This is a genomic window from Citrobacter sp. wls718 (genome assembly GCF_005280945.1).
Classification (GTDB): Bacteria; Pseudomonadota; Gammaproteobacteria; order Enterobacterales; family Enterobacteriaceae; genus Citrobacter; species Citrobacter gillenii.
Genome location: NZ_SZWV01000079.1, coordinates 63,437 through 75,317 on the forward strand (window position 1 = coordinate 63,437; position 11,881 = coordinate 75,317).

Annotated in this window: 7 protein-coding genes; 6 read left to right on the forward strand and 1 reads right to left on the reverse strand. The window is 55.1% G+C overall.

Annotated elements, in window-relative coordinates:
* Window positions 1–267: 267 nt before the first annotated feature.
* Window positions 268–861: an NAAT family transporter YhgN gene (gene yhgN / locus FDW95_RS15880; protein ID WP_003023480.1), complete on the reverse strand. Its 594-nt coding sequence runs from the start codon at window positions 859–861 to the stop codon at window positions 268–270.
* A 190-nt stretch (window positions 862–1,051) separates the two neighbouring features.
* Between yhgN and asd the strand changes: the two genes are divergently transcribed.
* The 6 genes from asd to glgP all read left to right on the forward strand — a co-directional run bounded on the left by asd (window position 1,052) and on the right by glgP (window position 11,840).
* Complete coding sequence (asd, locus tag FDW95_RS15885) at window positions 1,052–2,158, forward strand: aspartate-semialdehyde dehydrogenase (protein WP_096759248.1); 1,107 nt, start codon at window positions 1,052–1,054, stop codon at window positions 2,156–2,158.
* 312 nt (window positions 2,159–2,470) lie between these two features.
* Window positions 2,471–4,654, forward strand: coding sequence for a 1,4-alpha-glucan branching enzyme (gene glgB, locus FDW95_RS15895; protein ID WP_115257285.1), 2,184 nt, complete (start codon window positions 2,471–2,473; stop codon window positions 4,652–4,654).
* Complete coding sequence (gene glgX / locus FDW95_RS15900; RefSeq protein ID WP_115257286.1) at window positions 4,654–6,627, forward strand: glycogen debranching protein GlgX; 1,974 nt, start codon at window positions 4,654–4,656, stop codon at window positions 6,625–6,627. The genes glgB and glgX overlap by 1 nt, the downstream gene beginning before the upstream one ends.
* Window positions 6,628–6,644: 17 nt before the next feature.
* A complete protein-coding gene (gene glgC / locus FDW95_RS15905; RefSeq protein ID WP_115257287.1) occupies window positions 6,645–7,940 on the forward strand; it encodes a glucose-1-phosphate adenylyltransferase in 1,296 nt (431 codons plus the stop codon).
* Entirely contained in the window at window positions 7,940–9,373 is a 1,434-nt protein-coding gene (gene glgA / locus FDW95_RS15910) for a glycogen synthase GlgA (protein WP_115257288.1), read from the forward strand. Before glgC ends, glgA begins: the two co-directional genes overlap by 1 nt.
* 19 nt (window positions 9,374–9,392) lie before the next feature.
* Window positions 9,393–11,840, forward strand: a complete 2,448-nt coding sequence (gene glgP / locus FDW95_RS15915; protein WP_115257289.1) for a glycogen phosphorylase — start codon at window positions 9,393–9,395, stop codon at window positions 11,838–11,840.
* Window positions 11,841–11,881: the final 41 nt, after the last annotated feature.

Below are 11,881 nucleotides of genomic sequence, written 5' to 3' on the forward strand. Positions count from 1 at the left end.
TGGAGGGAACCGCGAAGCGGCGATTTTCCTGCCGGAGAGCCGGGATTGTTAAGGGGGTTGCGTAGCCCCCTTAACACGTTCACCGGTGACGAGATCTCAGAGAAGCAATGAACATAACGTGAACGGAATCGTTCTCTGAAATGCCATGCTCTCCAGCTTCAAAACGGTTGCCCGGTGGCGCTTGCGCTTACCGGGCCTACAAACGAGCACACATCCACATCGTAGGCCGGGTCAGGCGAAGCCGCCACCCGGCGTAATATGAGTGCGTCACCCCTTCATCCACATCCGTACGCCATCGAGGAACATCTGGGTTGCCATCATCACCAGAATCAGCCCCATCAGGCGCTCAAGCGCGTTAACCCCTTTCTCACCCAGCAGGCGCAGGAACAGCGACGACTGCAATAAAATCACAAACGTTCCGCCCCAGGCGATCAGCAGGGCAATCACCAGATGTCCCATCTGATTCGGGTACTGATGCGACAACAGCATCAACGACGCCAGGATGGTGGGGCCCGCCACCAGCGGAATGGCCAGTGGAACGATAAACGGCTCTTCGCCTGCGGGCAGTCCGGTGCTGTTACCGGTGGCGCTGGGGAAAATCATCTTGATGGCGATCAGGAACAAAATGATGCCCCCGGAAATCGACACGGTTTCCGCGCGCAGGTTAAGAAATGCCAGAATTTTCTCGCCCGCAAACAGGAATATCAGCATCACCAGCAGCGCAATAAACAGCTCGCGAATCATAATTGCGCGACGGCGTTTCGGTTCAGTATGTTTCAATACGGACATGAAAATGGGCAGATTTCCGAGCGGATCCATAATCAGGATCAATAAAACTGCCGCTGAAATGATTTCATTCATAACTCAAATTCCCTGATAATTACCGCGGACTTTCTGCTTGCGAGCGCAGCGGGATAAGTCGCATTACTGATGGCTTCGCTATCATTGATTAATTTCACTTGCGACTTTGGCTGCTTTTTGTATGGTGAAGGATACGTCACAGGATAATGGCGTACATACACAGCACACATCTCTGCAGGAAAAAAACGCTATGAAAAATGTTGGTTTTATCGGCTGGCGCGGTATGGTCGGCTCTGTACTCATGCAACGCATGGTAGAAGAACGCGACTTCGACGCCATTCGCCCTGTTTTCTTTTCTACTTCCCAGCTTGGGCAGGCGGCACCGACGTTTGGTGCGACCTCCACCGGCATGCTTCAGGATGCATTTGATCTCGATGCGCTGAAGGCGCTCGACATTATTGTGACCTGTCAGGGCGGCGATTATACCAACGAAATCTATCCAAAGCTTCGTGAAAGCGGTTGGCAGGGTTACTGGATTGACGCGGCCTCTTCACTGCGCATGAAAGACGATGCCATCATTATTCTCGATCCGGTTAACCAGAATGTGATCACCGATGGTCTGAACAACGGCATCAAGACGTTTGTCGGCGGTAACTGCACCGTTAGCCTGATGCTGATGTCACTCGGCGGTCTGTTCGCCAACGATCTGGTGGACTGGGTGTCCGTGGCGACCTACCAGGCGGCTTCCGGCGGCGGCGCGCGTCATATGCGTGAACTGCTGTCGCAGATGGGCCATCTGTATAGCCATGTGGCCGATGAACTGGCGACCCCTTCTTCTGCTATCCTCGATATCGAACGTAAAGTGACAACCCTGTCCCGTAGCGGCTCCCTGCCGGTTGATAACTTTGGCGTCCCGCTGGCCGGGAGCCTGATTCCGTGGATCGACAAACAGCTCGATAACGGCCAGAGCCGCGAAGAGTGGAAAGGGCAGGCGGAAACCAACAAAATTCTTAACACGTCTTCCGTGATCCCGGTAGATGGTCTGTGCGTGCGCGTCGGCGCACTGCGCTGCCACAGCCAGGCGTTCACGATTAAACTGAAAAAAGATGTGTCGATTCCGACCGTGGAAGAACTGCTGGCCGCGCACAATCCGTGGGCGAAAGTGGTGCCAAACGATCGGGATATCACCATGCGTGAGTTAACCCCAGCGGCCGTTACCGGTACGTTGACCACGCCAGTCGGTCGTCTGCGTAAGCTGAATATGGGGCCGGAGTTCCTGTCAGCCTTTACCGTGGGCGATCAGCTGCTCTGGGGTGCTGCGGAACCATTGCGCCGGATGCTGCGTCAGCTGGCGTAATGCGGGACTGCCGGATAAGCATATCGCCATCCGGCAGACACAGACCGTGTTTAAACATTGGGTGCTGAGTCGCCCTTTTTTTTGCGTAATACAGGAGTAAGCGCAGATGTTTCATTTTTACCGGGAGTAAGATAAAGCATTGGCTATTCTTTAAGAGTGACTTAATACCGGAGGTATTAAGTTGTTGCCTGAAGGTGGGACGACGCAGAGAGGATGCACAATTGTGCTGCGTCGTTCAGGTCAAAAAAAGTGTCACTACCTGATGTCGAAAATCAGTTGGAAGGGGTGACACCATAAAACAGGATGACAACCATGTCCGTTCGTATCGATAGAGACGTGATTAATGCGCTAATTGCAGGCCATTTTGCGGATCCTTTTTCCGTACTCGGTATGCACCAAACTGACGCCGGGCTTGAAGTCCGTGCTCTTTTACCTGACGCCACCGAAGTGTGGGTGATCGAACCAAAAACCGGACGCAAAGTCGGCAAGCTGGATTGCCTCGACCCTCGCGGTTTTTTCTGTGCTGTAATTCCCCGCCGTAAAAATTTCTTTCGCTATCAGCTGGCTGTTGTCTGGCATGGACAGCAGAATCTGATCGATGACCCTTACCGTTTTGGCCCGCTTATTCAGGATATGGACGCCTGGCTGTTGTCCGAAGGGACGCATCTGCGCCCGTACGAAACGCTGGGCGCACATGCGGATACCATGGATGGCGTGACCGGCACGCGATTTTCCGTCTGGGCACCGAACGCACGACGCGTTTCGGTAGTAGGGCAGTTCAACTACTGGGATGGTCGCCGCCACCCGATGCGCCTGCGCAAAGAGAGCGGAATCTGGGAGCTGTTTATCCCCGGTGCACAGCAGGGGCAGCTGTACAAATACGAGATGATCGATGCCAACGGTCATTTGCGTGTTAAAGCCGACCCGTATGCCTTTGAAGCGCAAATGCGTCCGGAAACGGCGTCGGTGATCTGCGGTTTGCCCGAAAAAGTGGTGCAAACGGAGGAACGCAAAAAAGCCAACCAGTTTGATGCGCCGATCTCTATCTACGAAGTGCATCTGGGCTCGTGGCGTCGCCATACGGACAACAACTTCTGGCTGAGCTATCGCGAACTGGCGGATCAACTGATCCCCTATGTGAAGTGGATGGGCTTTACCCATATTGAGCTGTTGCCGGTTAGCGAGCACCCGTTTGACGGCAGTTGGGGCTATCAGCCGACCGGCATGTATGCGCCGACCCGACGCTTCGGCACGCGCGATGACTTCCGCTATTTTGTGAATGCCGCGCATCAGGCGGGGCTGAACGTGATCCTCGACTGGGTACCCGGTCACTTCCCGTCGGATGACTTCGGCCTGGCTCAGTTTGACGGTACCAGCTTGTATGAGCATAGCGACCCGCGCGAAGGCTATCACCAGGACTGGAACACGCTGATCTACAACTACGGTCGCCGTGAAGTCAGTAATTATCTGGTGGGTAACGCCCTGTACTGGATTGAGCGCTTTGGCATTGACGCGCTGCGCGTGGATGCCGTGGCGTCGATGATTTACCGCGATTACAGCCGCAAAGACGGCGAGTGGATCCCGAACGAATTCGGTGGGCGTGAGAACCTCGAAGCCATCGAATTTTTGCGTAATACCAACCGTATTCTTGGCGAACAGGTACCGGGCGCGGTGAGTATGGCGGAAGAGTCGACCGACTTTGCCGGTGTATCAAGACCGCAGGACATGGGCGGCTTAGGTTTCTGGTACAAGTGGAACCTCGGCTGGATGCACGACACGCTGGACTACATGAAGCTGGACCCGGTTTATCGCCAGCACCATCACGATAAGCTGACCTTCGGCATGCTGTACAACTACACCGAGAACTTTGTGCTGCCGCTGTCACACGATGAAGTGGTGCACGGTAAGAAATCGATCCTCGACCGCATGCCGGGCGATGCGTGGCAGAAGTTTGCCAACCTGCGCGCCTACTATGGCTGGATGTGGGCCTTCCCGGGTAAGAAGCTGCTGTTTATGGGTAATGAGTTTGCCCAGGGCCGTGAATGGAACCACGACGCCAGCCTCGACTGGCATCTGCTGGAGGGGGGGGATAACTGGCATCACGGCGTACAGCGTCTGGTGCGCGACCTGAACCACACTTATCGTCATCACAAAGCGCTGCATGAACTCGACTTTGACGGCTATGGTTTTGAATGGCTGGTGGTCGATGACAACGAACGGTCGGTGCTGATTTTTGTTCGTCGTGATAAAGCCGGTAATGAAATTATCGTTGCCAGCAACTTTACGCCGGTACCTCGCCACGGCTACCGCTTTGGCATCAATCAACCGGGCAAATGGCGAGAAATCCTCAACACAGACTCGATGCATTACCACGGTAGCAATACCGGCAACGGCGGCGCAGTACAAAGCGATGAAATTGCCAGCCACGGTCGCCAGCATTCACTGAGCCTGACGTTGCCGCCGCTGGCCACGATTTGGCTGATGCGGGAGGGGTGATGACACAACTGGCAACCGGCAATGCCACCCCCCATGGTGCAACGTATGACGGCCATGGCGTTAATTTCACCCTTTTTTCGGCGCATGCCGAGCGCGTCGAACTGTGCATATTCGATGAGCAAGGCTGTGAGCATCGCTATGATTTGCCGGGGCGTAGCGGTGATGTCTGGCACGGCTATCTGGCCGATGCCCGGCCCGGTTTGCGCTACGGTTACCGCGTACATGGTCCGTGGCAGCCGCAGCAGGGACACCGTTTTAACCCGGCGAAACTGCTGATTGACCCCTGTGCGCGCCGGGTCGACGGCGAGTTAAAAGATAACCCGCTGCTGCACGGTGGAATGAACGAACCGGATCATCACGATAACGCGGCGATTGCCCTGAAAAGCGTGGTGGTGTCAGACCATTATGACTGGGAAGACGATGCCCCGCCGCGCACGCCGTGGGGCAATACCGTTATCTACGAAGCGCATGTTAAAGGGCTGACGTATCTGCACCCGGACATTCCGCAACAGATTCGCGGCACTTACAAAGCGCTCGGTCATCCGGTGATGATCGACTATTTCAAGCGTCTCGGCATTACTGCGCTGGAACTGCTGCCCGTGGTGCATTTCACCAGCGAGCCGCGACTGCAGCGGCTGGGGCTGTCGAACTACTGGGGCTACAACCCGGTAGCCATGTTTGCACTGCATCCGGCCTATGCCTGCTCACCTGAACACGCGCTGGATGAGTTTCGCGATGCCGTCAAAGCGCTACACAAAGCGGGGATTGAGGTCATTCTCGATATCGTTTTGAACCACAGCGCTGAGCTGGATCTTGAAGGGCCGGTCTTCTCCCTGCGCGGAATTGATAACCGTAGCTATTATTGGATCAGGGACGATGGTGATTACTACAACTGGACCGGCTGTGGGAACACCCTCAACCTGAGCCATCCCGGTGTCGTGGAGTATGCGTGCGAATGCCTGCGCTATTGGGTGGAAACCTGCCATGTGGACGGTTTTCGTTTTGATTTAGCATCCGTCATGGGGCGTACGCCTGCGTTTCGTCAGGATGCGCCGCTATTTACCGCAATCCAAAACTGCCCGCTGCTTTCAGGCGTTAAGCTGATTGCGGAGCCGTGGGATATCGGTGAAGGCGGGTATCAGGTTGGGAATTTTCCCCCGCCGTTTGCTGAGTGGAATGACCATTTCCGCGATGCAAGTCGACGCTTCTGGCTCCAGCGTAATCTGCCCCTTGGGGAGTTTGCCGGACGTTTTGCGGCTTCCAGCGACATGTTTAAACACCCTGGTCGCAAACCCAGCGCATCGGTCAATCTGGTGACGGCGCACGATGGTTTTACGCTGCGTGACTGTGTGTGCTTCACAAATAAGCACAATGAAGCGAATGGTGAGGAAAATCGCGACGGCACTAGCAATAACTACAGCGACAATCATGGTAAAGAAGGATTAGGCGGCACGCTGGACCTGATTGAACGGCGACGCGACAGCAAGCATGCCCTGTTGACGACGTTGCTGCTTTCTCAGGGTACACCGATGTTGCTGGCGGGAGATGAACATGGTCATAGCCAGCACGGTAACAATAACGCTTACTGCCAGGATAACGCCTTAACCTGGCTGGACTGGCAGCAGGCAAACAGCGGGCTAACCACATTCACCGCCGCGTTGATTCATCTTCGCCAGCAGATCCCTGCCTTAACAGACGATCGCTGGTGGGAAGAGGGCGACGGCAATGTGCGTTGGCTGAACCGATACGCACAACCCTTAAGTGCGGATGAGTGGCAAAACGGCCCGAGGCAGATGCAGATCCTGCTTTCAGACCGTTTTCTGATCGTGATAAACGCCACGCTTGAGGTGACAGATATCGTTTTACCTGAAGGGGAATGGCATGCCGTTCCTCCATTTGCCGGAGAGGATAATCCGGTTATTACGGCTGTCTGGCAGGGACCTGCGCACGGACTGTGTGTGTTCCAAAGATGATAAAAAAGGAGTTAGTCATGGTGAGTTTAGAGAAGAACGATCGTGTAATGTTGGCGCGCCAGCTGCCATTAAAATCTGTTGCCCTAATCCTGGCCGGTGGTCGTGGTACCCGCCTGAAAGATTTAACCAACAAACGTGCTAAGCCTGCCGTGCACTTTGGCGGTAAGTTCCGCATTATCGATTTTGCTTTATCCAACTGCATTAACTCCGGGATCCGCCGTATTGGCGTGATCACCCAGTACCAGTCCCACACGCTGGTGCAGCATATTCAGCGCGGCTGGTCGTTCTTCAGTGAAGAGATGAACGAGTTTGTCGATCTGCTGCCTGCCCAGCAAAGAATGCAGGGTGAAAATTGGTATCGCGGTACGGCAGATGCGGTCACCCAAAACCTGGACATCATTCGACGCTATAAAGCGGAATATGTGGTGATCCTCGCGGGCGATCATATCTACAAACAGGACTATTCGCGCATGCTGATCGACCATGTCGAAAAAGGCGCACGCTGCACCGTGGCCTGTATGCCGGTGCCGATTGAGGAAGCCAGCGCCTTTGGCGTCATGGACGTCGACGACAGCGACAAAATCATCGAATTCGTGGAAAAACCGGCGAATCCACCGGCTATGCCAAACGATCCGACCCGATCCCTTGCCAGTATGGGGATCTATGTTTTCAACGCCGATTATCTGTATGAACTACTTGAAGAAGATGATCTCGATGAAAACTCCAGCCATGACTTTGGCAAAGATATCATCCCGAAAATTACCGCAGCTGGCATGGCTTATGCACATCCATTCCCTAAATCCTGCGTACAGTCAGACCCGGAATCCGAGCCGTACTGGCGTGACGTTGGGACGCTGGAAGCCTACTGGAAGGCTAACCTCGATCTGGCGTCGGTTACCCCGGAACTGGATATGTACGATCAGGACTGGCCGATTCGCACACACATGGAATCACTGCCGCCGGCGAAGTTTGTGCAGGACCGCTCCGGTAGCCACGGCATGACGCTGAACTCGCTGGTCTCTGGCGGCTGTATTATTTCCGGTTCGGTGGTGGTGCAGTCTGTTCTGTTCCCGCGGGTGCGGGTGAATTCTTTCTGTAACATTGATTCGGCAGTGTTGTTACCTGAAGTGTGGGTCGGGCGTTCATGCCGCTTACGCCGCTGCATCGTTGACCGTGCCTGCGTCATCCCTGAAGGCATGGTGATTGGTGAAAACGCGGAAGAAGATGCACGTCGTTTCTACCGTTCAGAGGAAGGTATTGTGCTGGTCACGCGTGAAATGCTGCGCAAACTGCAGATCAAACAGGAGCGATAATGCAGGTTTTACACGTATGTTCAGAGATGTTCCCCCTGTTAAAAACCGGGGGACTGGCAGATGTTCTTGGCGCGTTGCCGGCCGCGCAAATTGCCGATGGCGTGGATGCCCGCGTCGTGCTCCCGGCGTTTCCGGATATCCGTCGCGGCATTCCTGATGCGCAGGTCGTGACGCGGCGCGATACCTTTGCCGGACGTATCACGCTGCTGTTCGGCCATTACAACGGCGTCGGTATTTACCTGATTGACGCGCCGCACCTCTACGACCGTCCCGGCAGCCCGTATCACGATACTAACCTGTTTGCTTACTCTGATAACGTCCTGCGCTTTGCGCTGCTCGGCTGGGTGGGATGCGAAATGGCCTGCGGGCTTGATCCATTCTGGCGCCCGGATGTGGTGCATGCGCACGACTGGCATGCAGGTCTGGCCCCGGCGTATCTGGCGGCACGCGGCCACCCGGCGAAATCGGTGTTTACCGTGCACAACCTGGCCTATCAAGGCATGTTTTATGCAAAGCATATGGATGACATCCAATTGCCATGGTCATTCTTTAATGTGCATGGACTGGAGTTCAACGGGCAGATTTCTTTCCTGAAGGCGGGGTTGTACTACGCCGACCATATTACGGCGGTTAGCCCGACCTACGCGCGGGAAATCACCGAGGCGCAATTTGCCTATGGGATGGAGGGATTGTTGCAGCAGCGTCATCGTGAAGGACGTCTTTCCGGCGTGCTGAACGGCGTTGATGAAAACATCTGGAGTCCGGAAACGGACCTGCTGCTGGCATCGCGCTACACGCGTGACTCGCTTGAAGACAAAGCCGAGAACAAGCGTGAACTGCAGATTGCGATGGGGCTTAAGGTTAACGACAAAGTGCCGCTTTTTGCAGTCGTGAGCCGCCTGACCAGCCAGAAAGGGCTGGATCTGGTGCTGGAAGCGCTGCCCGGTTTACTGGAGCAGGGCGGACAGTTAGCGTTACTGGGTGCGGGCGATCCGGTGTTGCAGGAAGGTTTCCTTGCGGCAGCGGCAGAGCATCCGGGCCAGGTGGGTGTACAGATTGGCTATCATGAGGCCTTCTCGCACCGCATTATGGGCGGGGCTGACGTTATTCTGGTGCCCAGTCGCTTTGAGCCGTGTGGCTTAACACAATTGTATGGACTGAAGTACGGTACGCTACCGCTGGTGCGGCGTACCGGTGGGCTGGCTGATACGGTATCCGACAGTTCGCTGGAAAACCTGGCGGACGGTATCGCCAGTGGGTTTGTATTTGAAGATAGTAATGCCTGGTCGCTGTTGCGGGCAATCCGGCGTGCTTTCGTGTTGTGGTCGCGCCCTTCGCTCTGGCGGTTTGTACAACGTCAGGCAATGGCCATGGATTTTAGCTGGCAAGTCGCGGCGAAATCCTACCGTGAGCTTTACTATCGCTTGAAATAGATATCCAGGAATCACCTATATGAATGCTCCATTTAGTTATGCATCGCCCACACTCAGCGTAGAGGCTCTTAAGCATTCTATCGCCTACAAGCTGATGTTCACGATTGGCAAAGATCCGGTTATTGCCAACAAACATGAGTGGCTGAACGCCACGTTGTTCGCGGTGCGCGATCGCCTCGTGGAGCGCTGGCTGCGTTCTAATCGTGCGCAATTATCTCAGGAAACTCGCCAAGTCTATTACCTGTCAATGGAGTTTCTGATTGGCCGCACGCTTTCCAATGCACTGTTATCGTTGGGAATTTATGACGATGTCAAAAATGCGCTGGAAGGCATGGGGTTGGATCTCGAAGATCTGATCGACGAAGAAAATGACCCCGGCCTCGGTAACGGCGGCCTCGGGCGTCTGGCAGCCTGCTTCCTCGACTCGCTGGCGACGTTAGGCCTGCCGGGCCGCGGCTACGGTATTCGCTACGACTACGGCATGTTCAAGCAGAATATTGTTGATGGCCGACAGAAAGAGTCGCCGGACTACTGGCTGGAATACGGTAACCCGTGGGAGTTCAAACGCCACAATACGCGCTACAAGGTGCGCTTTGGTGGCCGTGTTCAGATGGAAGGCAAGAAGATGCGCTGGGTCGAGACCGAAGAGATCCTCGCGGTAGCATACGACCAGATTATCCCGGGCTACGACACTGACGCGACCAATACGCTGCGCCTGTGGAATGCTCAGGCCAGTAGCGCAATCAACCTCGGTAAATTTAACCAGGGCGACTACTTTGCGGCGGTGGAAGATAAAAACCACTCTGAGAACGTCTCCCGCGTACTGTATCCGGATGACTCCACCTATTCCGGGCGCGAGCTGCGTCTGCGCCAGGAGTACTTCCTGGTCTCCTCGACGATCCAGGATATTTTGAGCCGCCATTATCAGCTGCACAAAACCTACGACAACCTGGCGGATAAAATCGCCATTCACCTCAACGATACCCACCCGGTGTTGTCGATCCCTGAGCTGATGCGCCTGCTGATTGATGAGCACAAGTTTAGCTGGGACGATGCGTTTGAGGTCTGCTGCCAGGTGTTCTCGTACACCAACCACACGCTGATGAGCGAAGCACTGGAAACCTGGCCGGTGGATATGCTGGGCAAGATCCTGCCGCGCCATCTGCAAATCATCTTTGAGATTAACGACTACTTCCTGAAGACGTTGCAGGAGCAGTATCCGAACGATACCGGCCTGCTGGGACGTACCTCGATCATTGATGAGTCCAACGGCCGCCGCGTGCGTATGGCGTGGCTGGCGGTGGTGGTCAGCCATAAAGTAAACGGCGTGTCTGAGCTGCACTCCAACCTGATGGTGCAGTCGCTGTTTGCTGATTTTGCGAAAATCTTCCCGACGCGTTTTTGCAACGTCACCAACGGCGTGACGCCGCGCCGCTGGCTGGCGCTGGCCAACCCGCCGCTTTCTGAGGTACTGGATGAGAACATTGGCCGTACCTGGCGAACCGATCTCAGCCAACTTAGCGAGCTGGAACAGCATTGTGATTACCCTCTGGTGAACCAGGCCATACGCCGTGCGAAGCTGGAGAATAAAAAGCGTCTGGCGACGCTTATCGCCCAGCAGCTTAACGTGGTGGTGAATCCGAAATCGCTGTTTGACGTGCAGATCAAGCGTATTCATGAGTACAAACGCCAGCTGATGAACGTGCTGCATGTGATCACCCGCTACAACCGCATCAAGGCCGATCCTGACGCCGAGTGGGTGCCGCGCGTGAATATCTTCGCCGGTAAGGCCGCGTCGGCCTATTACATGGCGAAGCACATCATCCATTTGATCAACGATGTGGCAAAAGTGATCAACAACGATCCGCAGATTGGCGACAAGCTGAAGGTGGTGTTCATCCCGAACTACAGCGTCAGTCTGGCGCAGGTGATCATTCCTGCCGCCGACCTGTCTGAGCAGATTTCACTGGCCGGGACCGAAGCCTCCGGGACCAGTAACATGAAATTTGCGCTGAACGGTGCGTTGACCATCGGTACGCTGGACGGAGCCAACGTCGAGATGCTGGAGCATGTGGGTGCGGAGAATATCTTTATCTTCGGGAATACCGCAGAAGAGGTGGAGGCCTTGCGTAGCAAAGGTTACAAGCCGCGCGAGTATTACGAGAAAGATGAGGAGCTGCATCAGGTGCTGACGCAAATTGGCAGCGGGGTCTTCAGTCCTGAAGAGCCGGGGCGCTATCGCGATCTGGTGGATTCGCTGATCAACTTCGGTGACCACTATCAGGTGCTGGCGGACTATCGTAGCTATGTCGACTGTCAGGACAAGGTGGATGAACTGTACCGCGAGCCGGAGCAGTGGACCACCAAGGCAATGATTAACATCGCCAACATGGGCTACTTCTCATCGGACAGAACCATCAAAGAGTACGCCGAGAACATCTGGCATATTGATTCAGTACGGTTGTAACAAGGGATAGGGCTACCTGTAGGCCGGATAAGGCGTTAGCC